This is a genomic window from Bacillus sp. S14(2024), assembly GCF_050473785.1.
GTDB lineage: Bacteria > Bacillota > Bacilli > Bacillales > Bacillaceae_G > Bacillus_A > Bacillus_A yunxiaonensis.
Genome location: NZ_JBFLUP010000006.1, coordinates 2,537,021 through 2,563,132, shown reverse-complemented (window position 1 = coordinate 2,563,132; position 26,112 = coordinate 2,537,021). Strand labels below are relative to the sequence as shown.

23 protein-coding genes and 3 pseudogenes are annotated in these 26,112 nt (G+C 33.8%); 25 read left to right on the top strand and 1 reads right to left on the bottom strand.

Translation table 11 applies throughout. From position 1 onward, the window contains the following. From AB1279_RS13290 to AB1279_RS13265, 6 genes and pseudogenes are all read left to right on the top strand, one after another. Nucleotides 1-1,542 carry an acyl-CoA carboxylase subunit beta gene (locus tag AB1279_RS13290; protein WP_429759268.1) on the top strand — a complete coding sequence of 514 codons (1,542 nt, stop codon included), beginning with the start codon at nucleotides 1-3 and terminating at the stop codon, nucleotides 1,540-1,542. Nucleotides 1,543-1,698: 156 nt separating this feature from the next. Continuing rightward, entirely contained in the window at nucleotides 1,699-3,642 is a 1,944-nt protein-coding gene (locus AB1279_RS13285) for an AMP-binding protein (RefSeq protein ID WP_429759266.1), read from the top strand. Between the two features lie 305 nt (nucleotides 3,643-3,947). After that, the gene (locus AB1279_RS13280) at nucleotides 3,948-4,127 is read left to right on the top strand and encodes a small acid-soluble spore protein H (protein WP_429759264.1); all 180 of its coding nucleotides are present in this window, start codon (nucleotides 3,948-3,950) and stop codon (nucleotides 4,125-4,127) included. A 719-nt stretch (nucleotides 4,128-4,846) separates the two neighbouring features. Beyond that, nucleotides 4,847-4,942, top strand: a pseudogene (locus tag AB1279_RS13275) (histidine phosphatase family protein); the annotation flags it as partial. A gap of 253 nt (nucleotides 4,943-5,195) precedes the next feature. Beyond that, nucleotides 5,196-6,443: an RNA-guided endonuclease IscB gene (gene iscB, locus AB1279_RS13270; RefSeq protein ID WP_429759262.1), complete on the top strand. Its 1,248-nt coding sequence runs from the start codon at nucleotides 5,196-5,198 to the stop codon at nucleotides 6,441-6,443. Nucleotides 6,444-6,519: 76 nt separating this feature from the next. Then, nucleotides 6,520-6,973: pseudogene (locus tag AB1279_RS13265) on the top strand (histidine phosphatase family protein); the annotation flags it as partial. A 333-nt stretch (nucleotides 6,974-7,306) separates the two neighbouring features. On the opposite strand, the gene AB1279_RS13260 reads toward AB1279_RS13265, so the two are convergent. Further along, complete coding sequence (locus AB1279_RS13260; RefSeq protein WP_429759261.1) at nucleotides 7,307-9,718, bottom strand: PAS domain S-box protein; 2,412 nt, start codon at nucleotides 9,716-9,718, stop codon at nucleotides 7,307-7,309. A 304-nt stretch (nucleotides 9,719-10,022) separates the two neighbouring features. Between AB1279_RS13260 and AB1279_RS13255 the strand changes: the two genes are divergently transcribed. The 19 genes and pseudogenes from AB1279_RS13255 (at nucleotide 10,023) to AB1279_RS13165 (ending at nucleotide 26,101) form a co-directional block, all read left to right on the top strand. Continuing rightward, on the top strand, nucleotides 10,023-10,814 hold the full coding sequence (locus AB1279_RS13255) for a phosphotransferase family protein (protein WP_429759260.1): 792 nt from the start codon (nucleotides 10,023-10,025) through the stop codon (nucleotides 10,812-10,814). Nucleotides 10,815-10,889: 75 nt separating this feature from the next. Next, complete coding sequence (locus AB1279_RS13250; RefSeq protein ID WP_429759258.1) at nucleotides 10,890-11,555, top strand: nucleoside deaminase; 666 nt, start codon at nucleotides 10,890-10,892, stop codon at nucleotides 11,553-11,555. A 2-nt stretch (nucleotides 11,556-11,557) separates the two neighbouring features. After that, nucleotides 11,558-11,698 carry a hypothetical protein gene (locus AB1279_RS13245; protein ID WP_429749910.1) on the top strand — a complete coding sequence of 47 codons (141 nt, stop codon included), beginning with the start codon at nucleotides 11,558-11,560 and terminating at the stop codon, nucleotides 11,696-11,698. A 212-nt stretch (nucleotides 11,699-11,910) separates the two neighbouring features. After that, nucleotides 11,911-13,404, top strand: coding sequence for a M1 family metallopeptidase (locus tag AB1279_RS13240; RefSeq protein WP_429759256.1), 1,494 nt, complete (start codon nucleotides 11,911-11,913; stop codon nucleotides 13,402-13,404). A 178-nt stretch (nucleotides 13,405-13,582) separates the two neighbouring features. Then, complete coding sequence (locus tag AB1279_RS13235; RefSeq protein ID WP_429759255.1) at nucleotides 13,583-14,419, top strand: methyltransferase domain-containing protein; 837 nt, start codon at nucleotides 13,583-13,585, stop codon at nucleotides 14,417-14,419. Nucleotides 14,420-14,503: 84 nt separating this feature from the next. Continuing rightward, nucleotides 14,504-15,001 carry an 8-oxo-dGTP diphosphatase gene (locus AB1279_RS13230; RefSeq protein ID WP_429759254.1) on the top strand — a complete coding sequence of 166 codons (498 nt, stop codon included), beginning with the start codon at nucleotides 14,504-14,506 and terminating at the stop codon, nucleotides 14,999-15,001. Between the two features lie 281 nt (nucleotides 15,002-15,282). Then, nucleotides 15,283-15,846 (top strand): N-acetyltransferase family protein, encoded by a 564-nt coding sequence (locus tag AB1279_RS13225; RefSeq protein WP_429759252.1) that lies wholly within the window; start codon nucleotides 15,283-15,285, stop codon nucleotides 15,844-15,846. A gap of 643 nt (nucleotides 15,847-16,489) precedes the next feature. After that, complete coding sequence (mtnN, locus tag AB1279_RS13220; RefSeq protein ID WP_429759251.1) at nucleotides 16,490-17,194, top strand: 5'-methylthioadenosine/S-adenosylhomocysteine nucleosidase; 705 nt, start codon at nucleotides 16,490-16,492, stop codon at nucleotides 17,192-17,194. Between the two features lie 446 nt (nucleotides 17,195-17,640). Next, a complete protein-coding gene (locus AB1279_RS13215; RefSeq protein WP_429759249.1) occupies nucleotides 17,641-17,922 on the top strand; it encodes a hypothetical protein in 282 nt (93 codons plus the stop codon). After that, nucleotides 17,921-18,064: pseudogene (locus AB1279_RS13210) on the top strand (sporulation membrane protein YtaF); the annotation flags it as partial. The gene AB1279_RS13215 and the pseudogene AB1279_RS13210, both read left to right, overlap by 2 nt. Before the next feature lie 381 nt (nucleotides 18,065-18,445). Next, complete coding sequence (locus AB1279_RS13205) at nucleotides 18,446-19,102, top strand: TetR/AcrR family transcriptional regulator (RefSeq protein ID WP_265960221.1); 657 nt, start codon at nucleotides 18,446-18,448, stop codon at nucleotides 19,100-19,102. After that, on the top strand, nucleotides 19,095-19,826 hold the full coding sequence (locus AB1279_RS13200; protein ID WP_429759248.1) for an ABC transporter ATP-binding protein: 732 nt from the start codon (nucleotides 19,095-19,097) through the stop codon (nucleotides 19,824-19,826). The genes AB1279_RS13205 and AB1279_RS13200 overlap by 8 nt, the downstream gene beginning before the upstream one ends. After that, nucleotides 19,819-20,517, top strand: a complete 699-nt coding sequence (locus AB1279_RS13195; protein WP_429759247.1) for an ABC transporter permease — start codon at nucleotides 19,819-19,821, stop codon at nucleotides 20,515-20,517. The genes AB1279_RS13200 and AB1279_RS13195 overlap by 8 nt, the downstream gene beginning before the upstream one ends. 16 nt (nucleotides 20,518-20,533) lie before the next feature. Next, nucleotides 20,534-21,211 carry a hypothetical protein gene (locus AB1279_RS13190; protein ID WP_429749881.1) on the top strand — a complete coding sequence of 226 codons (678 nt, stop codon included), beginning with the start codon at nucleotides 20,534-20,536 and terminating at the stop codon, nucleotides 21,209-21,211. A gap of 366 nt (nucleotides 21,212-21,577) precedes the next feature. Beyond that, nucleotides 21,578-22,672 (top strand): hypothetical protein, encoded by a 1,095-nt coding sequence (locus tag AB1279_RS13185; RefSeq protein ID WP_429759246.1) that lies wholly within the window; start codon nucleotides 21,578-21,580, stop codon nucleotides 22,670-22,672. Beyond that, nucleotides 22,672-22,800 carry a Phr family secreted Rap phosphatase inhibitor gene (locus AB1279_RS13180; protein WP_429759245.1) on the top strand — a complete coding sequence of 43 codons (129 nt, stop codon included), beginning with the start codon at nucleotides 22,672-22,674 and terminating at the stop codon, nucleotides 22,798-22,800. The genes AB1279_RS13185 and AB1279_RS13180 overlap by 1 nt, the downstream gene beginning before the upstream one ends. 295 nt (nucleotides 22,801-23,095) lie before the next feature. Then, the gene (gene murB / locus AB1279_RS13175) at nucleotides 23,096-24,016 is read left to right on the top strand and encodes a UDP-N-acetylmuramate dehydrogenase (protein WP_429759243.1); all 921 of its coding nucleotides are present in this window, start codon (nucleotides 23,096-23,098) and stop codon (nucleotides 24,014-24,016) included. A 129-nt stretch (nucleotides 24,017-24,145) separates the two neighbouring features. Further along, nucleotides 24,146-24,394 carry a hypothetical protein gene (locus AB1279_RS13170; RefSeq protein WP_336480577.1) on the top strand — a complete coding sequence of 83 codons (249 nt, stop codon included), beginning with the start codon at nucleotides 24,146-24,148 and terminating at the stop codon, nucleotides 24,392-24,394. Between the two features lie 15 nt (nucleotides 24,395-24,409). After that, complete coding sequence (locus tag AB1279_RS13165) at nucleotides 24,410-26,101, top strand: M3 family oligoendopeptidase (protein ID WP_429759241.1); 1,692 nt, start codon at nucleotides 24,410-24,412, stop codon at nucleotides 26,099-26,101. Nucleotides 26,102-26,112 lie beyond the last annotated feature (11 nt).

Here is a 26,112-nt window from a genome sequence, read left to right as displayed (position 1 = left end):
ATGCTAGATCAAAAACAACAATCTCGTACATTAGAAGAACGCGTAGAAACGATAAAGCAAGGTGGCGCACCGAAATATCATGAGCAAAATACAGCAAAAGGGAAGCTATTTGTTCGTGATCGTTTGGCGCTTTTGTTTGATAACGGTGAGTATGTAGAAGATGCATTATTTGCAAACTGCGAACAAGAAGGCTTACCTGCTGATGGAGTTGTTACTGCAACTGGTAAAGTAAATGGGCGCACTGTTTGTGTAATGGCAAATGATTCTACCGTAAAAGCAGGATCGTGGGGATCTCGTACAGTAGAAAAGATTTTACGTATTCAAGAAACAGCTGAAAAATTACGTGTACCGCTTTTTTATCTTGTTGACTCTGCTGGTGCACGTATTACTGACCAAGTTGAAATGTTCCCAGGAAGACGCGGCGCAGGGCGCATTTTCTATAACCAAGTAAAATTATCCGGAAAAGTACCGCAAATTTGTTTACTATTTGGTCCATCGGCTGCTGGTGGTGCATATATTCCTGCTTTCTGTGACGTTGTTATGATGGTTGAAGGAAATGCCTCCATGTATCTTGGTTCACCTCGTATGGCGGAGATGGTAATCGGTGAAAAAGTAACATTAGAAGAAATGGGCGGCGCACGTATGCATTGCTCTGTATCCGGTTGCGGAGATGTACTATGCAAAACAGAAGAAGATGCAATTTCAAAAGCGCGTCAATATATTTCTTACTTTCCAAGTAACTACTTAGAAAAAGCTCCAATGACAGCACCTCAAGAACCGAAAGAATTTGAAAAAACATTAGAACAAATTATCCCAGAAAATCAAAATGCACCTTTTAATATGCTTGATTTAATTAAACGTATTATTGATGAAGACTCTTTCTTTGAAGTGAAAAAATTATTTGCACAAGAACTTATCACTGGCCTTGCACGTATTAACGGTATGCCAGTTGGAATTATTGCGAATCAGCCTCGTATGAAAGGCGGCGTATTATTCCACGATTCCGCTGATAAAGCAGCAAAATTTATTACATTATGCGATGCGTACCACATTCCGCTTTTATTCTTAGCTGATGTACCAGGCTTTATGATTGGTACAAAAGTAGAGCGTGCGGGTATTATCCGTCACGGCGCAAAAATGATTTCTGCTATGAGCGAAGCAACTGTACCGAAAATTTCTATCGTTGTACGAAAAGCATACGGTGCTGGTTTATATGCGATGGCAGGTCCAGCATTTGAACCTGATTGCTGCCTTGCACTTCCGACAGCTTCAATTGCAGTAATGGGTCCAGAAGCAGCGGTAAACGCAGTATATGCAAATAAAATTGCAGCACTTCCAGAAGAAGAGCGTCCAAACTTTATTGCTCAAAAACGTGAAGAGTACAAGCAAGATATTGATATTTATCGTCTTGCATCAGAAATGGTGATCGATGGTATTGTTCATCCGAATCAATTACGCGCGGAATTGAAGCAACGTTTTGAAATGTATATGAGTAAATATCAAGTATTTACGGATCGAAAACATCCAGTTTACCCAGTATAAAGTGAAAATTCCATCAGTGGAAGCCTCTTATCATCCATTGCTGGTAAATAGAATGAATCAAGTTCGTAATAGGCAATGCTTTGTTTGTCTATGTGAGCAAGATAAATAGCCCTTTTGAAGGGCTTTCTTTTTCAAAAAATAAGGAGGGGAAAAATAGTGAAGCAAGCAGTTTGGTTTCCAACAGACGAATATAAAGCAAAAACACGCTTATATCAGTGGATGCAATCACTGGGCTATGATGATTATGAAACATTTTATAAAAAGTCTATCGAAGATACAGCATGGTTTTGGGGAGAAGCAGAGCGAGCGGTAGGCTACCAATGGATGCGTCCGTATACTGAAGTGTTAGATTTGGCAAACGGTATTCCATTTGCGCAGTGGTATGTGGATGGAACTTGTAATGTCGTAGAATCTGCACTGTCTCGCTGGATTGCAGAAGATGATACGAAAACACAAAAGGCTCTCATTTGGGAAGGAGAAAATGGAACATCAAAATCTTTTACATATGAAGAGTTAGATCATTGGGTAAGCCGCGTTGCAAATGGTCTAAAGCATTTAGGAATTGAAAAAGGGGATCGTGTAACAATTTACATGCCGATGATACCAGAAACAGTGGTTGCAATGTTAGCTGTGATGAAAATTGGTGCAATTATTTCTCCTATTTTTTCTGGGTTTGCTTCAGATGCGGTTATGACGCGTGTACAAGCAGCAGGATCAAAAATGATTATTACGGCAGACGGATTTGCACGCCGTGGTAAAACAGTTTCTTTAAAAGATGAAGTGGATAAAGCATGTGAGCATTGCCCAAGTGTTGAAAAAGTAGTGATTGTCCGTCATGCGGGGAACGAATTTGCACCGCATGATTATGATATTTCATGGAATGTTCTTGAAAAAGACAAGCCATTTACGCATGCAGAAGAGATGAAAAGCGATGACCCGCTTATGCTTATTTATACATCTGGTACAACAGGTAAGCCGAAAGGAACAGTGCATACGCATGCAGGATTTCCATTAAAAGCAGCATTTGATGCTAGTTTTGGTATGAATGTGAAGCAAGGTGATCGTGTACTATGGATTACTGATATGGGATGGATGATGGGGCCGTTTCTACTATTTGGTTCTCTTATTAACGGAGCAACAATGGTTATGTATGAAGGTGTGCCTGATTATCCAGAAGCAGATCGTCTATGGGAAATGGTTGATCGTTATAAAGTAACACACCTTGGTATTTCACCAACATTAATTCGTTCATTAATGGCAAAAGGTGATTCATGGGTAGAGGAGCATTCACTGCAAAGTTTAGAAGTAATTGGATCCACGGGAGAACCATGGAATCCAGATCCATGGATGTGGCTCTTTGAAACAGTTTGTAAGGGGAAAGTACCAATTTGTAACTATTCTGGTGGTACTGAAATTTCTGGCGGTATTTTTGGAAACGTCCTTATTAAACCGATTGCACCAATTAGTTTTAATGCATCGCTGCCAGGAATGGCCGCTGTTGTATTAGATGAAAATGGTGCACCAGTTCAAAATGAGGTAGGAGAATTATGTCTAGAAAAGCCGTGGGTTGGTATGACGAAAAGCTTCTGGGAAGAAGATGATCGTTATGTAAGCACATACTGGTCCCGTTTTGAAAACAAATGGGTACATGGTGACTGGGTATTATATGATGGAGAACAATACATCATTACAGGTCGTTCCGACGATACGTTAAATATTGCAGGAAAACGTATTGGACCTGCGGAGTATGAATCGATTCTTGTAAAACATCATGATGTCGTGGAAGCTGGAGCAATTGGAGTTCCAGATGAAGTGAAAGGTGAAGTATGCCATTGCTTTGTTGTGTTACGCGAGGGCACTTCGTTTACACCAGAACTGAAAAAAGAATTAATGAGTCTAGTAAACTCTCATATCGGGAAAGCATTGTGTCCGAAAGATATTCATGTTGTTGAAGATTTACCGAAAACACGTAACGCTAAAGTGATGCGCCGCGTTATTAAAGCAGCGTATTTAGGAAAAGAACTTGGAGATTTATCTTCACTTGTGAATCCTGAGGTTGTAACTTATATTCAAAAATTACAGTCTCAACAACAACTATAATTTTTAAAAAGCAAACTCTTTAATATAGGGAGTTTGCTTTTTAATTTGTGTTTATGAGTATTAAATTAGGAACGGAAAATAATGTATTATAAAAAAATAAAAAAGTTGATTATATATAGAATATTAAATAAAAAAGTTCTGTAATGCGTTACATGTACCTCTATTTTTTAACAATCTCTCCCGTTAGTTGAACAACTCTACTTTTAAAATTATCTCCCTGTTTTACTTAATTATGAAATAACAAGAATATTTGAGGGAGTTGAAGTCAATATTATAATTGTTAAAAGAAAAAGGAGGTTATAATTATGAATAAACAACGTGCACAAGAAATTGCTACTTCACCAGTTATGGCTAATGTAACCTATAACGGAGTGCAAATCTACATTCAAAATGTAGATGAAAATAATGAAACAGCTAGAATTTATCCTCTCAATCAACCACAGAATGAACAAGAGGTTTCAGTATCCAACTTAATAGAGCATTAATTGCACACATGTTTTATAAAAAAGAGTGAAATCTTGTATTGATAATGCAGGATTTCACTCTTTTTATTGTTAAAAGGTTGGACTTAGTATAGCTATATGGGTACAACTTAGTTCAATCATTACAATGGAAGTGTCTGAATGATAATGCTTGTAGCAATGTTGGTTTGAAACAAAGCCATACCGTTTTGAAAAAATGTTAAACCGTTTATGCAAAAGGTGAACCGTAATTTATTAATTTTATAGAGAAGGGATTTCGGTTTTTCTTATTGCACTAAAGAGGCATTTAAATTGAACAAGCAACAGTAATATTGCTAAAGTTGAATTGTATTATCATAGGGTGAAAGCTTTAATTTAAATTTGATGGAGGTGGAGATTAATGATTTTAGATTTAAAATGATTAATCTTTTTTCTAAACGTGTTCTTAAAGTTTATCAATGTACTAACTGTTGCTAATACATATTTGATCAAGGTTTATTTTGAAGTAACAATCGAGTCATCTTATTCCCTTTAAAAGAGGAAGTAATATATACGCAATAATAAGTTAAGTCTAGTCCTATTTCAATACATTCAGGGGTGATATAATTCTAAGTGAATGCATAATAGCATTGATTATAAAACTCCTCAAGCAATAGAGGATTTGACAGCTTGGCTTTACTTTTTTATGTTCATTAAATCCAGTAATTAAAACAGATAGATAATATTTTAAAGGGGAGAAATAAATGAATAAGATGGAAAAAGACAGTCATATATTAGATGGAAATAAGGATAATATAGTTACGTTATATATTACTAGACACGGTAAAACAATGGTCAACTACCCACCACTTCAACACTAACACGTTTTGAAGTGGAGGCTTGAAAAAAGCCCTGGTTGTCTAGCCTCGGTCTTTCGTGGACTCCGTTCGTAGGTTGCATACCCAAGAATGATTCCCTAGTTCTTGGCTCTATGGTGGCTCTGTAACAGTTCTGATTGGGAAGGAACGGTCAACCACATGCCTTCTTGCACGAGAAGTTGCCAACACCTACAAACATTGGCGAAGGGAAACAAACTCTTAGGAGGGACAAAACATGCGTGTATTTGTCAAGAATGTAAGAGGAGAACCGCTCATGCCTTGCAGTCCTCGTAAGGCACGGCTTCTTCTCAAACAAGGAAAAGCAACGATTATTGGATACACTCCGTTTACAATTCAATTACAATATGCCACAGGTGAAGCGGTGCAACCCGTCACAATCGGTGTTGATAGCGGTGCAAAGCATATTGGCATTGCGATTACCACTGAAGACAAAGTGCTCGCAAAAGGAACCACCCAGTTACGTCAAGATGTCAAAGAAAATCTTACGCTAAGAGCTACATTACGCAGAGGTAGAAGACAACGAAAAACAAGATATCGCAAAGCACGTTTTCTCAATCGGAAAAAGAAAAAAGGATGGTTGCCACCATCGATTCAAAGCAGAGTGGATAACCAAATTCATTGGATTGAAATATTTCGCTCGTTATTACCATCTCCAAAAGTGATTGTCGAAGTAGGAAAATTTGATGCACAAAAGCTAAAAAATCCCGACATACAAGGAATAGAATACCAACGGGGGGATACCTTTGGCTTTTGGAATACGAGATATTATGTATTCGCAAGAGACAATTATACCTGTCAAATTTGTAAGAAAAAAGGTGGTATTTTGCATACACATCATATCATTGAACGATGCAGTGGCGGTTCAGATATGGCAGATAATCTTGTAACAGTGCACGATGAATGCCATCAACAATTTCATCAAGGGAAAATCAAACACAGTTTCAAAAAACCAAAACAATATAAAGAGACTGCTTTTATGAATATACTGCGTTTGCAAATCATGAAACGCCTAGATTGTGACATTACGTACGGTAGTTACACCACACCGAAGCGAAAAGAGTTGCGTTTACCAAAAACACATGTACATGACGCGATTGCGATTACAAATCCAAAACGGTTACAAGAATATGATCAAAGCGGTGAGTTTCGCATTAAGCAATTTAGAAAGAAAAAACGCTCCCTGCATGAAGCAACCGCAAGAAAAGGAAGGAAAACAAAGAATACAAGTGCAAAACGGAACAAGAAAAATACACCACATATAGATGGAATCTATTTGGGTGATAAAGTAAAGGTATTTGGACAAGTAGGATTTGTGACAGGATTTACAGGGAAAATGGTATACGTACAAGATATACATGGACAATATATACAAAATCCTTCTAAATCCTATAAGCAAGTGAAGATGTCAGATATGGAACGTATACACCATACGAACAATTGGCAGTTCTTACAAATCAGTTAGGCTATGTCTAACCCACCCTACCGCTGGGCTTTTGTCCGTCACGCGCTTGAAGATGGGGACTTCTTTCGGAAATACGTTAAAATATAGCGGGCAATCAAAGTTAAAATTTGAACAAAGAAAAGACATACGGGAATTGAATTTTGGGATTTTTGAAGGCGAGAAGAATGAAATTATGTGGAAAGTTATTGGAGATGCTGCTGGAGTTATCTATTGAGAAAATTGTTAATTTCATTGCAGCAGCAGACCATACGAAGCAAGCTGAAGATTGGAAAACCTTTTCAATTCGTATAAAAAAAGAAATTGATAAAATTAGTGAAGAGACTGCCAAAAATGGTGGAGGTAACGTTTTAGTTATATCTCATGGAATTGCGATCATGACATTAGTAGACATGCTTGATAGCAGTAAAACAAAACTCGGATTAGAAAATGCAAGTGTAACTAAAATTCTCTATAAGGATGGAGAATATAAAGTCGAATCTGTTGGCGATATGAGTTATGCTGAAAACGGAAAAGATAGTGTAAAAGTATAAAAGGATGTAAAATGTAATAGAATGAGAAAAAGGCGGACTTCTTATGAAAATAAGGAGCCGCCTTTTTTCTTGCTATTGAGAAGTGGGATAGTGTTAACAAACGTTAATTATCTTAATCTCAAAATGTTGGCAGGATCTTATTGCCATCAAGTTAAGAATTCATTGTTCCCCAAAACGAAAAAATGAGCTTAATTCTCACAGACAACTATGGAGAGATAAAATTTTCGTTTTGGGGACACTTCAATATGTTGGATTGATGAGCAGGGGGGAGAACAACATGCCTATCAATCTAAGATAATTTTGTATCCATTTTAAAATGTAACAACATTTGTTTTATAATTTACAGATAGGGAGAGTAACATCTATCGTTGTTCCTTTATTCACTTCACTTTCAATCCATATCTTTCCTTGATGCATTTCAATAATTTTGTAACAAATCATTAATCCTAAGCCAATCCCTTCTTCTTTAATGCTATAAAAAGGTTCACCAAGGTATGGTATACGATCTTGCGGGATCCCACATCCTTGATCAGTAAATCGAATATTGATTTGATTATTATCAGCTCTATCAATTTGAATGACAATTTCGCCTCCCGCTGGCATCGATTCAATGGCGTTTTTTAAGATATTAATGAATACTTGTTTTAATTGATTACCTTCACAATGTATCATTGGAATAGTAGACATAACTTCTGTCTTCATTTGTACATTATTCATGAGTGCTTGGGGCTCTAGTAGCATGACAACTTGATTCATTAACATACTTATATCATTAGGCTGAATTTTCACTGCCTGAGGTTTGGCGATTGCCATAAATTCATTCGTAATGCTTTCAATTCGATCGATTTCTGATGATACTATATCTATATAGAGATGATTCGTTTTATTTTCCCCTGTTTTTAATAATTGCATAAATCCTTTCATTGCAGTTAATGGATTTTTAATTTCATGAGCGATTGCTGTAGCTAATTGACCTACAACAGCAAGTTTTTCCGATTTTCTTAATAATTCTTCCGTCTTGATTCGTTCGGTAATATCTCGAGAAATACTTAAGAAAACTTCTTTTCCATTCAACTTGAATACACGAATACTAAATTCAGTCGTTATTTTCTTTCCTGTAGGAAAAACATATTCATCTTGCAAAGTAAAAGAATCTTCTCCTTTTTTAATTTTTTCTATTAATCTTTTTATAAGGGGAAAATCCGTAGAAACAAGATCAGAAAATGGCGTACTAACAATTTCATCTCTACTTAAATTAAACCTTTCACACCCAATCGCGTTTACCTCAATGAATTGAGTGGGAGTTCGATTTTTATCCAATTCTACTACGTATACGGCATCTGCTGCCTGTTCAAATAGGACACGATATTTCAATTCGCTTTCTTGCAATTGTTGATATAATTGCTGTCGTTCTTTTTCTGCTTGTTTTCTTTCGGAAATGTCCCTACATATTGCAGAGAGAGCCATTATATTCCCTCTTACATCTAGAATAGGTGAAATCGTTATACTTACATCAATTAAATCCCCATTTTTTCGTTGTTTAATGGTCTCTAATCTAGTCATTGTAGATTTTCCAGACAGAATATTTCGAATGATTTCTATCGATTCATCCATTAAGAAATCGGGTACACAAGGAAGTTTTTTACCGATTACTTCTTGTAATGACCAGCCAAATATCGTTTCAAAAGCTTTATTAACTTGTAAAATATGTCCTTCTCGATCAGAGATGATAATCGCATCTATGTTGTTATTTACAAATGACTCCAGTAATTCTTTGGTCGTTTTTAATTCGCACTCCACTTTTTTTCTTTCTGTAATATCAATTGCAGAACCAACAACTTCAGTTACTTTCCCATTTCGTTTAATGGGCCTAAGTGCGATTAGAGCGATGGTTTCATTATCTGGCCAGGGAATTTCAAATATAACTTCATTCCCTTCCCATGCTTGTACATAATACTTCAGTAATTGAGGAACGAGATGGGGAGGGATAATGGAAGAATCTATAGTACGTAAACTTTTTCCTACCACTTGTTCGGAATAAAATCCATTTTGATAATAAAATTGTCCGTCACACATCGTATGTATAAAGTGCGTATCTACTTTAATAAATTTAAAAATCCCTCCTTGAAGTTCATGAACAGTATCTTTCAGCTCTTGCTTGGATTTTTCTAATTTTTGATTCATTCTAAATAATTCTTGTGTTAACGAATATAATTTTTGATACGCTTCCATCAGAAAAAGTCCGATTAAAAGACCTAAACTTATAAATAGTAAGCTTTGAATGTAAAGAATATTAGATATTACAGCAGGAATGAAGAATTCGCCTACCAATCGAATCATAGCTATATAACAAGTTAGATAAAGAAAGCTAGCTTTAAATGGATGTAAGTTTTTCAAATATGTTTTAAAAATAGTAAATATAATACCTGTTCCTAATAATGCAACGATATACGGTCCATAATATCCATCCATATAAATAATACGCATTACAAAAATGCTAAGTAACGTAATCCAACCGGCAGTACGACCAAAGTAAACAAATGAAAAAATGAGAGGGACAACTCGAAGATCATAGTAAAACCCCATGTATTTAAAAGAAAAGGCCATTAAAATAACAGCAATGATTGCCCCATAAATTTTTTCAAAGAACTGATTGGATTTAATTACAAACACTTGGATGAATATAGTTGAACTAACTAGGAAAGAAAAAATAAAAAGATTAATAAAAAAGTCTTTAATAAACATATAGTGTCCCTCCTTATATCAAACAAATTCGACAGAAAAGGAGAAAATCCTACAAAATTTATTTCAAATCAGTAATTTAGATAAAAGAAAACACTTTTCAAACTGAACAAAAATCCGCTATTAATTTAAACAGAATTTTTCTTTTTTCTCTTGTTGAAATTGGAAAACTCCAATCGTGTTACTTCATTTTGTAGCAACAATCATTATGTATGAAGAGAATTTTGTCGAATAAAGAAGGGAAAATAGTCTATGGAAAGGAAATAAATAGAAGAAGTTAGAAAAATAATGAAAGTAGGAAGAATCGGTGAAGGGAAAAATAGGTGAAGGAATTACAGCAGAGATTTATTTATGGAACGAAAAAGAAATTATAAAACTATTTCATGACAGTATTCATGAATCCCTTATTGAAAAAGAGTTTCTTGTAAGCCAAGAAATTCAAAATCTTGGACTACCAGCTCCTAAAGTGGGGAATAAGGTATTTGATCAAAATAGAACGGGTATTATTTATGAAAAAATTGATGGTGTAACTTTAACCGAACAACTAGCTAAAGACCCTATGAATGTAGAGAAAGAAGCAAAAAGATTTGCTGAATTGCATTTTCAAATTCATAGCGTGAAATCTAGTGCAATTTCAGATATACGTGAAGTTTTAATTTCACATGTAGATTGTTGTAATCGATTTACACTTGAACAAAAAGAGAAGATTGCATCGTATATAGAGGCATTACCAACGAAACAAGCAGTGTGTCATATGGATTTTCATCCTGATAATATTTTAATCTCAGAGCAGGGGCCGATTGTTATCGATTGGATGACGGCAGGTTATGGTAATCCATTTGCCGATGTAGCACGTACGGTCATTATATTAAAACATGCTCATCTACCAGCAAGTATACCAGAACCAGTGAAGCAAGGTATTATGACGTTGCGCCATGTATTTTGTGAGGAGTATGTAAAAGAGTATTTAACTTTATCAAAAGGTACATGGAAAGACATAGAATCGTGGTTCCTACCAATTATGGCAGCAAGATTAATAGAAGGAATACCTGAAGGTGAGAAAGATGATTTATATAAACAAGTGCTTTCTCTTATTTGAGATGAAATAATATAAATTTCATTAAAGTTTAAAGCAAACATACCAAAAATTTATAAAGAAAGAGTGAAGCATAATATGTGGAATTCATTATCTAAACCATGGAAAGAGTGTTTCAATCAAGCGTGGTTATCGTATTGTAACGGTTCATTTCCAATTGGTGCCGTTATTGTAGATGGTAGTGAAAATATTATTTCAAAAGGGAGAAATACAGTTTACGAGACGGAAGCAATGCCGAATGAAATATGTAATAACAAAATTGCTCACGCGGAAATTAACGCGATATTAAAAATAAACAATTTAGAAACAAACGCAATGCGAAAGGAATATGAATTGTATTCTACGATGGAACCATGTCCGTTATGTTTTGGTGCTATTGTCATGTCTGGGATTAGAAATATTCACTTTGCTGCAAGAGATAGGTTGGTCGGAGCAACCGATTTAAAAGATGGAAATGCTTATTTACAAGGGAAAAATATGAATGTTGCAGGCCCACATAAAGAACTTGAAATCGTACAATTTGTTCTGAAGACAGATTTTGTATTACGGAGAGGTCATTCTGTAGAAAGATTATTACAAACGTGGGAGCAAGATTGTCCTATAGGCATTGCTATCGGTCGAAAATGGTATGAGACAAATAAACTAATACAGGCGAAGCAGGAAAAGAAAGATATTTCAACTATTGTAGATGAAATAATAGCTGAATTAGAAGCTTTAAAAGAAAGCGGTGGAATAAAAAAATAGATGTGAATTTTGAAGATAGAAAATATGCTTTTGATGACATTGTCGAAGAATACGAAAATATAAGACCAACATATCCAAAGAATGGGGGATATGTTGGTGATATAAGTTATGGTGAAAAAGGCAAAGAAATTATTAGAGTATAAAAGATGTACAAAGTAATAGAATGAGCAAAAGGCGGATTTCTTACGAAAGTAAGAGACCGCCTTTTTTCTCTGAATCTTAAACACTTTAAAGATTTTAAAAGTGCTAAAAATTCCCTCGATAACTTTCTCTAGTGATTTTAAATAAAAATTGAAGGGATTTTCACTATTTATAGCGAATTTGTGTGGTGAAAAATGGAAATGGAGGGATTTTTATGAATTTTTTTGTAAAACAGACTGCAAAATGGGTAACAGCTTCGACACTTGTAGCTGGGATATTATGTCCTTCTGGATTTACTGTAAGTGCTGCAGAAACGGATTATTCTGTAAAAGGAGCCTACCATCCGGCAGTTACATCTCCTGTTCAACTGAAGACACCATTTCAGTCACAATTCATGAATAAGCAAGGACAAGATATATTCGGTCCAACCAATCCAAACTATAAAATGAACGTTTACTATGATTCTACCAATCACACTATTAAAGGGGAAATGACTGTCACTTTTACGAACAATACTCGTACGCAGTTGAACGAACTTTATTTTAACTTATGGGGAAACGCAGATACATCTAAAGAAAATGGCGGAAATATGTCTGTTTCTAATGTGAAAGTAAATGGGAAAACAGCAAAATTTACTGTGGATAGTACTGCAGTACATATTTCATCTGTTCAAGTTCCAAATGATCAAAAATCTACTGTATCGATGGATTTTGTCGTTCAAGTTCCGGAACAACAAGATCGTTTTGGATGGAATAAAAACACGGTTTCACTTGGAAACTGGTTTCCCATTCTGGCAGTATACGATAAAGAGGGCTGGAATGTAGATGCTTATTTTCCATATGGAGAATCTTTTTATTCTTTAACTGGAGATTTTGATGTAACACTTACGACTGATAAAGCCCAGGTCATTGCAACGACAGGGACGGAAGCGGGTCAACCAGTTATTTCAGGAAATTTAGCAACGCATCATTATAAAGCTAAACAAGTTCGCGATTTTGCAATAGAAATGGATCCAACTTACAAAGTAAAACAAACGAAAGTAAAAAATGTAAAAATTAATGTGTATTATACAGATGAACAAGCAAAATATGCTGATTCTATGGTTGAGGCAGGGGTTGAGAGCATCAAGCTGTTCAGTGACCGCTTTGGAGAATATCCATGGCCAGAATTAGATATCGTTGGCATGGAAGGCTGGTTTGGCGGAATGGAATATCCGCAATTAACGATGATTAGTATCGCTGGCAATCGTTCTCAAGAATGGGTCAAGTATGTTACTGCACATGAAATTGGGCATCAATGGTTTTACGGCATTATTGGAAATAACGAGCACGATGAACCATGGCTAGACGAATCATTTGCTAGCTTTGCAGCTGCGCTCTATAGCAATGAACTTGATCAACTAAAAGCGGAACCTGTCGGAGACTATCATCTTTCATATCCTGTTTCAACATTTGCTGAACGTGCTGCAGAAGGCGGAATTGGAGCATATTATAGTATGATTTATGGTTACGGTTCAAGAACAGTTAATGATCTTCGTCTTGAACTTGGAGATGAAGCCTTTTACAAAGCGATGAAAGATTACTTTAAAGAAAAGAAATTTGGTGTGAGTACAACAAAAGATTTTATTCAAATTATGGAGAAATCAACCGGAAGAGATTTGACAAATTTCTTTGCGTCTCATAGGGTATTTGTTTCTGACCAAGAATAAATAGAAAAACCTGCCACGAATCGAATTCGGCAGGTTTTTCTATTTAACGATAAATATTCCACTGATAAGTTGCTACTTTCATCATATACACTATTTTGTAGAAAATATTATTATAATATGAGAGGATGAAAGTAACGAATTTTCACTCTAATATTGGTATAATTGCAGATGATTTTATATGGAAAATGGAATTGTTCAAGGTAAAAAAGTAATGGGGGATGAAGAGATGAATCACCATTTAGAAGAAAGAAAATACACCTTTGATGATATTGTCTACGAATATGAAAAAATACGGCCGACATATCCAGGAGAACTATTTGTTGATATTATTAATTATTCGAAAATTAAAAAAGACTCTCCTGTTCTTGAAGTTGGCTGCGGTACAGGAAAAGGGACGGCAGGGTTTGTTCAATTAGGATATAGATGTATTGATTGTGTTGAGCTTGGAGAGAAATTAGCTCAATTTACAGCTGATAAATTCAAATATGAAAAAGACGTTCAAGTGTATCAAGGTGCTTTTGAAGAATGGACTCCCCAGCATAATGAATATTCGCTTGCATTCTCCGCAACTGCATTTCATTTTATTAATCCTGAAATTGGTTATCCGAAAGTGGCGAGTTTGTTACGAAATCATGGGACGATGGCATTTTTTTGGACATATCACATACAACCCAATACAGATGTTTTTCGAGAGATTGGAGCTTGCTATGAAAAATATGCCCCGCATTTACACCCTAACAAGTTACCAACGCCAGAGGAGCTAATTGAAGAACGAAAAAGTCTTACAATGAAACATAATTTGTTCCAAGATTTAATTGTGAAAACATATACGTGGACTGATACGTATACAAGTGATGATTATATTGCATTAATACATACACAGTCAGTACATCGTCTGCTTCAAAAAGATATAAAAGAAAAATTGTTTCATAGTATTCATAACGTAATCGAAAAACATGGTGGCATCATTGAAAAACCACAGTTTGTTGCGTTGTATTTAGCGCGAAAAAAATAATAAAGGATATCCTTAATAAAAATTTAGGTAAGAAACAAAAAGTATTCTCTAGCAACGAATCTACATAAGAGAAGGAGTTTTTTGATGAATGATTTCGAATGTAAAATGTTAACGATGTGCATGGTGCAAGATGGAGACAAAGTTTTGTTAATTAATCGTCCAGATCGTTTGGGGTTTCCAGGGTACATTGCTCCAGGTGGAAAAGTTGACTTTCCAGAAAGTATTGTAGACGGAGCAATTCGAGAAGTACGTGAAGAAACAGGTTTAATTGTAAAAGATATTATTTTTAAAGGGATAGTTGAGTTCTGTGAGCCAAATACGAAGTTACGATATATGGTGTTTAATTATTTGGCAACATCTTTTGAAGGAAAGCTGCTTGAAGATCCACCTGAAGGAGAATTAGTATGGATGGATATAAAAGATGCGCTAACTTTACCAATGCAAGATTGGTTTAGAAAAAGGTTTCCGTTATTTTTTGAACCAGGAACATTTGAATGGCATTCGGTATGGGATAAAGAACGTGATATTACCTTATATAGAGTAGAAAAACATTATAAAGAATCACAGCTTCATGAAGTGTGATTCTTTATGAAAATTCCTCATCTTAACGCTTAAGATGAGGAATTTTTGTTAGAGGAGCTCATATTAATAAATATTGGAAATTGGTTTTTTATATGATTGACTGAATGATTCAATCAAAAATAAAGGAGGTTGCAACATGTCATTTTCTCAATCAACAATTTCCCTTAATTTCCTCATTACGTTACATGTAAAATTTCACGTAGCGTAATGAGAAGGATTATTTTTTATTTCGAAGAATAAAGATTGCAAATAAAACTTTAGAAAACTAGGAGTGATTTCCGGTGTGTAATGTTGAGATAAGGAGACCACGAATTGAGGACATTGAAGAACTATACCAATTTTTTAGTACAACCATTAAAGATACATTTGCTAGAGAAGGTTTATCGGAGTTGGTTGATGATATAGAAAGAGAGATTGAAAGTAAGAAACAATACTTGAAATGTGACTTTGATAGCAATGGGAGAAATCGATATTTTTTGATAGCTGTGGATACAAATTGTAATAAAGTTATCGGTACAATTGAATATGGTCCAGCTAGTGAATTGATTAACATTTGCACAGATAGAGCATTGAAAGAGTTATATGAGGTAGGAACTGTATTTGTACTTCCAGAATATCAAAGGCGTGGTATAGGAACATTACTTTTAAATGTAATGTTTCTCACCCTGTTGAATAGAGATATTAAAGAATTTTGTTTAGATAGTGGATATACAAATGCACAGAAGATATGGAAGAAGAAATTTGGAGAGCCTGATTATTTGCTGAAGGATTATTGGGGTGAGGGATGTGATCATATGATTTGGAAGATACGCACTGATGATATGTCTATAATATTTAGTAAATGAGTAAAGTACGCTTTGGCTTAATCAAACACTAAAATTACTAAATTTTGTACAAAGTATTTACTTTTTCATTGGACAAATCCTCTTTCCAAAGATAACTTTTTCGCAGTTTATATTTACGAAAGCTGCTTTACCATACATGGATAATATTAATTGTTATTATTCAAATTGGGTATTTTTTTCACACCCTTGGATGACTCACTCCTATCATAGTGTCATTCAAGGCTTTTTTTATTTCTTCCATAAGAAAGTTGTACTATGTTGAACTGATTTACTATGTGAAACAGTTGAATTTACTAAATACAAAAAATAATGAAGTTTGCCTTTTCTTTGCAAATGCGTTCAAAATAAAAATGTAATGTTTACTAATTTTACGATAACTCTCCTACCTGCAAATTGACATTTATGAATAAGCCGTAACGAAAAAAGAAGGGGATTAGTTACAAAGAGCGAAGTAAATGATTGTGTATATATTACAAATCTTTTAAACGATATTATTAAAATAAAAATCTGCAATACAATACTAATTCGTATTGTATTATAAAAACAGAATACATAATCATATTATTGTCAACTAAACTTAGTTTGCTTATGCTGAGATATGTACTACATATAAGAAAAAAATATAAGGAAAGGAATTCTATCTATGAAGCGAATTGCAATTGTTGCAGCATGGGAACCAGAGCTTACGTATTTACATAAATATTATCCAAGCTATCGTAAAGAAAAACGCGCGGCTTGGGAATTTCATTTTCATAATATGAACGGGATTGAATTGATTTCTGTCATAACCGGAGTTGGTAAAGTCCAATGTGCAAGTTGTGTTCAGCTTCTTATTAGTGAATTTCAACCAGAACAGCTATTTATGACAGGGATTTGTGGAAGTTTATCAAATAAAGTGAAAAATGGTGATATTGTTGTTGCCACTAAAGTTATGCAACATGATGTAACAGGGGCGGGAACTGGAACGGATCCGTTTGATTTATATACAGGAAGAACAGCGTGTATTCAACCTCCAAGCCAGTTGATAAAAGAAATGAAAAAGTTACAACTAGTTTATACCTCTCATTATGGTACATTCATTTCAGGTGATCAACGTATTCGTAGTTCAGAAATGAGGGAATTGCTTCAAACTGTTTACGGAGCACTTGCAGTAGATCAAGAAATTGCTGCATTTTCCTACGTTTGTCATGTGAATGGAAAGCCATTTCTTTGTTTAAAAGCTGCTTCAGATCAAGCGAATGATAAAACAATAGAAGAACAAAAAGTATTTAAGATGTTAGCTTGTGAGAAAGCATGCGAATATATGGTTGCATTTTTACTGCATTCTTTAAAAGAAATAAACGTGTAAAAATTTCACTTATGGTATTTTAACTATTTGGTAATGAATGTTTTAGAAACGGTATCTATACTACGAATCTGAGAAATGGAGTTCAGTATATAATGTACATTAATATCCCAAGTGTGGATGAAAAGAAATTTGTTCTTGATAATAAGAAGCTGCCTGCTGTACATATGCTTGATTAGAATATATTGAGTTATACACTCCATCTTAAAATTAAAAAAAGCGGTTACGAAACCGCTTTTTTTGCTGGGGATATAAATGCTAATTAAAGGATCTAATGTCTTGTTCAATACTAAACTCTATTATCTTTGAGCATGCTTCAGCGTTCGTTAATTCAATCATCATATGCCATGTTTTCAAAAAGATCTGTAGAAACAATACTAGATCGTTGTAAATTTTACCAAGAAAATGGATGTGTGTATCCACTAAATGATGAACAAAAGAGTAGAATCATGCAAAGAAATACGGAGTTTGGAAATAGTGCTCTACGCGTATTAGCCTTAGCGTATCGCCCTATTAATTGGGATGCTGACAAACTAGAAGAGCAGGAATTAATCTTTGGTGGGTTAGTAGGAAAGATTGATCCACCAAAACCAGAGGTAGAAAAGAGTATTCTTGAAGTCTATAGATTAGGTGTGAAGCCTGCAATGATTACTGGGGACCATCTCAATACAGCTATTTCAATTGCGAAACAAATTGGAATTAAGACTATGACAAATAAAGTGTTAAGTTAGTTTTATAACTGTGTGGACGGGAGTTATATTAGGTGAAAAAGTAGCTAATGTGAAGATTGGAAAATTTACACTTGGACAATTTGGAACACTCATTAGTGGTGTTTTACTAGTTGTTATTGCTTTTACTGCTTTCTTAGATTAATTAAAAATGATCTAATAACACCATTTCGGGAAAATTGTACGTTTGGACATAATTTAGACACAAATCAATCGGTTCCCTCTACCCTAAGGAACCGATATTTTTCATTTTACTGTTTCTTTAAGGGGTAGCACCACATACTCATCAAGCTAAGATTTTGAAGTATCCCCAAAACGAAAATTTTATCTCTTCATAGTTGACTATGGAATCCAGTTCATTTGTTGTCTTAGGAAATAATGAATTTCTTAACTTGATGGTGTTAGGGCGAGACCTTGTGTTGAAAAATTTAGACTATTCGTTAATATATCATATTGACATACAAATATTGTAATGTTAATCTAAACATACCGATGTCCGGTATTTATAATGAAAGAGGGTTTTTAAATGAGAAGTAAAGATTCAAAGCAAACAATTGAAAAAATCCTAACAGTAGCCACAACACTGTTTAGTGAAAAAGGTTTTGATAAAACGAGCATACAAGATATTGTTGATTCTCTTGGAATGTCAAGAGGAGCTATTTTTCATCATTTTAAATCGAAAGAAGATATATTAGAAGCAGTCATGGAACGGCAGTTTAATTATACTTACGAGATGTTGGAGCAATTAGTTAATAGTATTGATTCAGTAAATAGTAGGGATAAGTTAACAAAAATTTTAGAAAGAATTGCATCAGATAAAAACATTCACTCTATTGATGATATTTTGAATTACCAAATAAAAAATCCACAGTTTATTGTGCAAGGAATAAAAGCAAGTGTAAATAAAGAAGCGTTAATATTTACAGAAATCATGAAACAAGGGATAGCAGATGGTTCCATTACAACGGAATATCCCAATGAATGTGCAGAAGTTTTTATGCTTTTGATGGATGTTTGGACGAACCCAATCCTATTTAATCGTAAAAAATCAGAAACGATTAATCGGATAAAGTTTTTGCAACATATGATGAGACAGTTAGGGGTTGATATTGTAAGTGATCAATTAATAAAAGAACTTATGAATCATTATCCAAATATAGAACTGGGTGGTATTAATGAATAATGTTGCCGTAAAAACACACAACTTGGTAAAAGTATTTGATGGTTCAGAGGTCATTAAAGGAAGTACGATGACGGTAACAGCTAATACTGTTTATGGATTTTTAGGTGCCAATGGTGCAGGTAAAACGACAGTATTTAAAATTTTATCAGGCTTATTGCTTCCTACATCTGGGAAGGTTGAAATTTTTGGAATGGACGTAACGAAAAAGCGCGATTTGATACTAAAAAGTATAGGAACTTTAATTGAAGTTCCTGTATTTTATGAGCATTTATCAGCAACTGAGAATTTGAAATTTCATTTGGCTTATATGAATGCTGAAGGATTGGAGATTTCTAAAGTATTAAAAATGGTAGGCCTTGTTCAAACAGGTGATCAACCAGTTTCTAAATTTTCATTAGGAATGCGACAAAGATTAGCCATAGCACGTGCATTCATTCATAAACCTAAACTTTTAATTCTGGATGAACCAGTAAATGGATTAGACCCACTTGGGATTCAAGAAATGAGGGTGTTATTTAAAGATCTATCTGAAAATTATGGGATGACCATTCTTATTTCAAGTCATATCCTTAGTGAACTGGAACACATTGTAGATTCAATTGGAGTCATTGTAAATGGGATAGTGGTAGAGGAAGCACTTCTGGAAGAAGTAAAGAAAAAATCTCCGAAGGGGTTAGAAGCATATTTCTTCAAAATTATGTCAGGAGGAAAAGTACATGCTTAATTTAATCCAACTTGAAATTGGAAAAAATAAAATAAATACGTTTATTTTAGCAAGTGTTATTTCGAGTATTGGTTTGCTTGCGTTTATCTATTTTGTTGCATTTGTTGCACAACAAACAAATGAGATTCAATTTCAGAATTATGCTAATATCCACAAATTTACTATCTTAATGGGGATGATTGTATTTTCAACTATATCATCTGTAATGTATACTCGCTTTATTATTGAAGAATATAAAGGAAAACAAATGACATTGTTATTTTCTTATCCTGTCAATCGGAAGAAAGTTTTACTTGTAAAATTACTTATTGTAAGTGGTTTTACTACGGTGGCTATGATTATTTGCAGTGCCATACCTATCATTATTTTTAGTTTAACAGAAAAAGTTTCTCCTATTGTTCCAGACACTCTTTCACAGGAAGATATTTTTTCTACATTGTTAATGATAGTAATTACTGCTTTTATAACAAGTATGGTAGCCCTCATTGCTATGAGAATAGGTTTTATTAAAAAATCAGTTCCTATTACAATTATTTCTTCTTTCGGCTTAATTGCACTTTTAGGGAATACTGTGGCATCTGGTTATGATAATCCTATGTTAAGTGTCATTATATTAGTAATAATTGCTGCTATTGGAATCTTAGTTTCTCTTGAATTGATGCAGAGAGTGAATCGGATGGAAATAGATTAATTTAGGAGGGAGATCAATGAGTAACTATCAGGAAACAGTTGAGCTAAATGAAAGAACTAAAATAGAAATTCAAATTAAAGGAGGAATTGTTTTTTGTCATGCAATAAAAGGAACAAAATTAGTTATTAATGGATCATTAGGACGACATTGTAAGGGGATAGAGATAGAACAACTAGCGAATCGACTAATTTTAAAACAAGAAGTTCGCATTACTCCAATTCTTATGATTGGATTTCCAAAATCAGTTTATTTAGATATAGGTATTCCAGAAGAGATGATGGAATACCTAGCTATTAATCAAGATCTTGGTGAACTGACTCTTGAGGGCCTTCAAGGTAAAAAAATACAAGTTAACACGAAGACTGCAAAGTTGGTTGTAAATGATGTCTTATGTGATTCTTTAGATTTAAAGATTGGGAGTCGTCCTGCAGATATACGTTTATTAAGAAAAATTCAGCATACTAATGTTAAGTCTATTTCAGGGAAGATTAATTTGGAAATGAATGAGATAGGTGGAGATTTGAACTGTTCATGTGGTGCAGCTGGCGCTTATATTAAGATTCCACCAAAGGCTAATGTCCAAATAAACAAACGCGGGGTTAGAAAGTGTGCAATAGATGCTGTATTATCAGGAGAACAACTTTATAAATTTAATTTAACAGCTAATTTAGGAGAGATAAGAGTTATGAACTAGTAAAGAATAAAGGCCTTTTGAAAGATAGAGGAAGAACTTTTAAAAGTAGCAGGATGAAGTGAAGGGATAGAGTATGGGGTTCCGCCACACCGCTATCAAGCTAATAAAACAAACTTTCATCAAATGAAAAAAAACGCTATTCTTTCTGTAGAATCATAGGAAAGAATAGCGTTTTTGGTATGAACTTATCAATTTTAAAAAGAAAATCCTCGAAATATGGAATTATTGAAATTGCTGTTCTAAGAACTAATATTCACCTCTATTAAATATTGAATATTCAGATAAATTTTTATAAAATTAGATTACCATCTTATTTTGTTATTTTTCTGATAATATGAATATACAAAAGAAGAAAAGGGGGATATTATGAATATCAAGCTTATAGGAAATGAGAAGCTTACAAACTTATTAAATACCTGGTATCAAGAAATTCGTGCTCAACATACCCAAAAAGCACAACAATTAAAAATAGAAATTGATGAATTGATGAAGGATCTTAAAGAAGATACAAATTTATTATTTTATTACTCTCTTCTTGATTTCCGCTTCAAAGTATTAGTTGATAGTATGAGTATTACTCCAGCAAGCTTTGAACGAATCGACTCATTATATAACCAAACAGATAACTTCCTATCCTATTATTATCATTTCTTTAAAGCTATTCACGCAACAATTCTAACAAATAATAATGAAGCTAGAGATTATTATGAAAAAGCTGAAGCTTTACTAAAACATGTACTAGATGAGCTTGAGAAGGCTGAATTTAATTATCGTATCGCTAATTTTTATCTTCATACTTATCAACCATTAGAAGCAATTAAACATGTAATGAAAGCTAGAGAAATCTTTTCTAAACAGGCTGGTTATGAAAATAATACAGCAGCTTGTGATAACATTTTTGGTGCAGCGTGTGTTGATATAAAACAGTTCCCACAAGCAGAAGAAAGCTTTAATTCAGCAATAAATATCTTACGCAAACAAAATGAAGATTTATTGGTTTTAAGAGTACGTAGTAATTTAGGATTTTTATATGCCAGTCAAAATTTATCTACATTGGCTATTCGCCATTTATCCGAAGTTACTCATAAGATTCCTAATCACTTTAAAGCTATTTTTCTCGAAGCAAGAGAACACTTTAAGCTAGGAGAATTAAACATTGCTGAAGAACTAATTAAAAGAGGACTAACAATTTGTAGACAAATAGAAAACCAAGAGTATCAATATCATTTTTCAATTTTAGAACTAATGAATAAAGGTGTAACAGCTGAAATTCTTGAGGAAACCATCCTTAAAGTGATTCCGTATTTTGATAAAGAAAAGTTATTCAACTATACCCAAGAATACACTGAAAAATTAGCAATTAAGTTTTATGAGGAAGATAATCATTATAAGGCAAGTGAATACTTTTATCTTAGTCACCAAGCTAAAGAAAAAACTTTTGAAAAAGGAGCGTTAAAATAATGAAAAGACTTACAGGAATTATAATGGGACTATCTCTTTTTGCAATTATATCTTTCGGATTAACATTCCCTTCACAATCAGAACAAGCAACTCAAATTATTCAATATAGCCATGCTGATACTTGGTAAGTTATAAATCCCCAAAAACAAATCCGTCAAGTGAATTTTTAACAATCTTGTTGTAAATTTAAATGATTTTTCAGGATAAAACATGGTGTTTTATTCAAAAATAAGTAACTTTTGACCAGCGAAAACCAAAATTTAGAGAAGTAAAGTTTATAGAAAAAGTCGTTTATTTGTTGACAAATGACTTTTTCAACAAAGTGAAAACTATCTATTTTATAAATAGGTAGTTTTTATTATTGTGTTTTTTTGAAACTAAATACATTATAATGGACTAGGAAAGATTCTTAGTAAAGAGGTTATGAAAATGGATAAAGTATACAACGATTTATTGAACATATTAGATGATAATAAAGTTAAAAAAGATGAACCGTTAAAACGATACACTTTCACTAAAACGGGTGGAAATGCGGATTATTTTGTTTTACCTACTACGTATCAAGAGGTACAAGATGTAATAAAATATGCAAATCAAAATAATATTGATTTTACTATTTTAGGTAATGGTTCAAACTTAATTATTAAAGATGGCGGTATTAGAGGGATTGTTCTGAATTTAACTAAATTAACTAATATCGCATTGAAAGATAATAAGATAATTGTTCAAAGCGGAGCAACTATTATTGATACTTCTAGATTTGCATTGAAAAATCATCTAACTGGATTAGAGTTTGCTTGTGGCATTCCAGGAACAGTTGGCGGAGCAGTATATATGAATGCGGGAGCATATGGTGGCGAAGTATCACATGTTATTGAAAGTGTATTAGTTTTAACTAGAGATGGTGAAATTCTTAATTTAAATCAAAATGATTTAGAATTAGAATACAGAAGCAGTGCCATTTCTAGAAAAGGATATCTTGTGTTAGAAGCGACATTTGATTTACAAGAAGGTGAATACAATAAAATCAAAGAAAAAATGGATGAATTGACATTTTTGCGTGAATCAAAACAACCATTAGAATATCCTTCTTGTGGCAGTGTTTTTAAACGTCCTCCAGGTATGTTTGCTGGGAAGTTAATTCAAGATAGTGGCTTACAAGGAAAACAAATAGGAGGTGCCCAAGTATCTACTAAGCATGCTGGATTTATGGTGAATATAGACGAAGCTACAGCGAGTGATTATGTAAAACTTATCCGATATGTACAGGAAACGGTCAAATCTAAATTTAACGTAGAATTAGAAACAGAAGTAAAAATTATTGGAGAAGATTTAGTATCTTAATAGTAAACACCTCTCGAAATGAGAGGTGTTTTTTTATTTGGGACAATTAGCGGTTGTAAAACATCTATTTATTTTTGTATCTTCCAATATCCTTTTATTGTAAAATACTTATAGATGGGAGGATTGTACATGAATTTTGAAGATAACAGAGTACTAGGAATTCAGTTGGGTGCTTTGCTAGTGACAGAAAATCATAGATATTTAGTGATTAAGAAAAATGACCATTATTCTTTGCTTAATATTGAAACAATGGAATGCAGTATATTAGAAGTAGCCTTGGAACATATTGAAGAAGTGATGGCAGAGGATTTACAGGAAACAGTGAAACAAATTATTCCTGCCGAGCATTTGAAACTTGTTGCGAAGAATATTGTATGAAAGGGCGTCTTGTACATGGATAATACTGAATATTTTGTTATTAGTGATTTGAAAGTGTTACAATCGCAATTTGAAGAGTTGCTACAAGCACAAATTCAAAGTAGCAAGGAACTTGAGGATTGGTTGCGGCATCAGTCTAGATTGTTAGATGAAGTGGATGAACAACTAAAACAACATTATATTCAATTTCAATGCAATACTTATAACCAACAAGTGAAAGAAGCATATGATTTTGATCAAAAACATGTGCAGCCATTAGTGAAACACTACAAAAGCTTAATAGACAATAAATACTATGAATCTCCATTTCGTTTGCAACTAGATCCTGAATATTTCGGTTTACTGAATAAAAAAATAGAAAATGCGATTAGTTTGTTCAATGAGAAAAATATAGCTTTAGAAATTGAAGAGGATGAGTTAGTAACAAAGTATTTCGAGATTACAGGTAACTTAACAGTAATGTGGGAAGGAGAAGAAAAGCCGTTAAGCGACATGCAGGTGTATCTTCAAGATTCTGAGCGTACTGTTAGAAAAAATGCGATGACTCTTATTCAAGAAAGCGTATTATCGGTAGAAGAGGATCTGCAACTCATTATGGATAAGTTAATTGCGTTGCGACATCAAAAAGCTCGAAATGTAGGTTTACAAAATTATCGTGACTACATGTTTAAAAAATATGAACGCTTTGATTATACAGCAGCAGACTGTTTTGAATTAGCAGAAGCAATGCGTCAGTATGTTATCCCGTTACAGAAGAAATTTCAAGAAAAACAACAAAAAACTTTGGGAGTAAATACTTTTAGACCTTGGGATGTAAGAGCTGTTCCGACAAATGAGAAACCGTTACAGCCGGTACAAAGTGTAGACGAGCTAGTAAAAGAAAGTTTTCATATTTTAGAAAATGTTGATCCGCGTTTTTCAGCATTACTGCAGGAGATGAATGAGAATAATCTCTTAGATTTAGAGAGCCGTAAAGGGAAAGCTCCAGGTGGTTTTTGTGAATACTTACCTACTTCTAAACAATCATTTATTTTTATGAATTGTTGCAACACCCAAGATGATGTAGTGGTGCTTTTACATGAAATGGGTCATTGCATTCATAATGAGCTTATAAAAGATATTGAAATTCAACAATATCGAAATGTACCGATGGAATCAGCAGAATTGGCGAGTACAACAATGGAACTCCTGACAATGGAGTATTGGGATACATTCTATACAAATAAAGCTGATTTTAACAGGGCAAAGCGTGAGCAGCTTAGGTTAATGGTAGAGTATTTACCTATTATTATCGTAGTTGATCAATTTCAGCATTGGATGTATGAAAATCCAAATCATACGCATGTGGAAAGAAAGGAAAAGTTTCAAGAACTTGCAAGAACATATGACTCTAACTTTGTGAGCTGGGAAGGTTATGAAAACTGGTTAGCGACAAAATGGCTGTCTATTTTACATATTTTTGAAGTTCCTTTTTACTATATTGAGTACGCAATTGCACAAATAGGTGCCTTACAGATGTATAAACAATATAAAGAGAATCGAAAACAAGCTTTAATTAATTATAAAAAGGCGCTATCTTTAGGAAGTACAAGATCAGTAAAAGAAGTGTATGAAGCAGCAGGCATTCGTTTTGATTTTTCGTCGCAAACGATTAAAGAGTTAATGGAGTTTGTGGAGAAAGAGTTGAAGTTATTTGAAGAAGAGTAATAAGATGTTGA

What these genes read in the sequence shown, in the direction of transcription:
- murB (WP_429759243.1), top strand. Translation starts at nt 23,096, where the DNA reads ATGAAAATGGATAAAGTATACAACGATTTATTGAACATATTAGATGAT.
- AB1279_RS13260 (WP_429759261.1), bottom strand. Translation starts at nt 9,718, where the DNA reads ATGTTTATTAAAGACTTTTTTATTAATCTTTTTATTTTTTCTTTCCTA.
- AB1279_RS13205 (WP_265960221.1), top strand. Translation starts at nt 18,446, where the DNA reads ATGAGAAGTAAAGATTCAAAGCAAACAATTGAAAAAATCCTAACAGTA.
- AB1279_RS13170 (WP_336480577.1), top strand. Translation starts at nt 24,146, where the DNA reads ATGAATTTTGAAGATAACAGAGTACTAGGAATTCAGTTGGGTGCTTTG.
- AB1279_RS13250 (WP_429759258.1), top strand. Translation starts at nt 10,890, where the DNA reads ATGTGGAATTCATTATCTAAACCATGGAAAGAGTGTTTCAATCAAGCG.
- AB1279_RS13200 (WP_429759248.1), top strand. Translation starts at nt 19,095, where the DNA reads ATGAATAATGTTGCCGTAAAAACACACAACTTGGTAAAAGTATTTGAT.
- AB1279_RS13190 (WP_429749881.1), top strand. Translation starts at nt 20,534, where the DNA reads ATGAGTAACTATCAGGAAACAGTTGAGCTAAATGAAAGAACTAAAATA.
- AB1279_RS13195 (WP_429759247.1), top strand. Translation starts at nt 19,819, where the DNA reads ATGCTTAATTTAATCCAACTTGAAATTGGAAAAAATAAAATAAATACG.
- AB1279_RS13180 (WP_429759245.1), top strand. Translation starts at nt 22,672, where the DNA reads ATGAAAAGACTTACAGGAATTATAATGGGACTATCTCTTTTTGCAATT.
- AB1279_RS13215 (WP_429759249.1), top strand. Translation starts at nt 17,641, where the DNA reads ATGCAAAGAAATACGGAGTTTGGAAATAGTGCTCTACGCGTATTAGCC.
- AB1279_RS13230 (WP_429759254.1), top strand. Translation starts at nt 14,504, where the DNA reads ATGAATGATTTCGAATGTAAAATGTTAACGATGTGCATGGTGCAAGAT.
- AB1279_RS13165 (WP_429759241.1), top strand. Translation starts at nt 24,410, where the DNA reads ATGGATAATACTGAATATTTTGTTATTAGTGATTTGAAAGTGTTACAA.
- iscB (WP_429759262.1), top strand. Translation starts at nt 5,196, where the DNA reads ATGCGTGTATTTGTCAAGAATGTAAGAGGAGAACCGCTCATGCCTTGC.
- AB1279_RS13235 (WP_429759255.1), top strand. Translation starts at nt 13,583, where the DNA reads ATGGAAAATGGAATTGTTCAAGGTAAAAAAGTAATGGGGGATGAAGAG.
- AB1279_RS13280 (WP_429759264.1), top strand. Translation starts at nt 3,948, where the DNA reads ATGAATAAACAACGTGCACAAGAAATTGCTACTTCACCAGTTATGGCT.
- AB1279_RS13290 (WP_429759268.1), top strand. Translation starts at nt 1, where the DNA reads ATGCTAGATCAAAAACAACAATCTCGTACATTAGAAGAACGCGTAGAA.
- AB1279_RS13185 (WP_429759246.1), top strand. Translation starts at nt 21,578, where the DNA reads ATGAATATCAAGCTTATAGGAAATGAGAAGCTTACAAACTTATTAAAT.
- AB1279_RS13240 (WP_429759256.1), top strand. Translation starts at nt 11,911, where the DNA reads ATGAATTTTTTTGTAAAACAGACTGCAAAATGGGTAACAGCTTCGACA.
- mtnN (WP_429759251.1), top strand. Translation starts at nt 16,490, where the DNA reads ATGAAGCGAATTGCAATTGTTGCAGCATGGGAACCAGAGCTTACGTAT.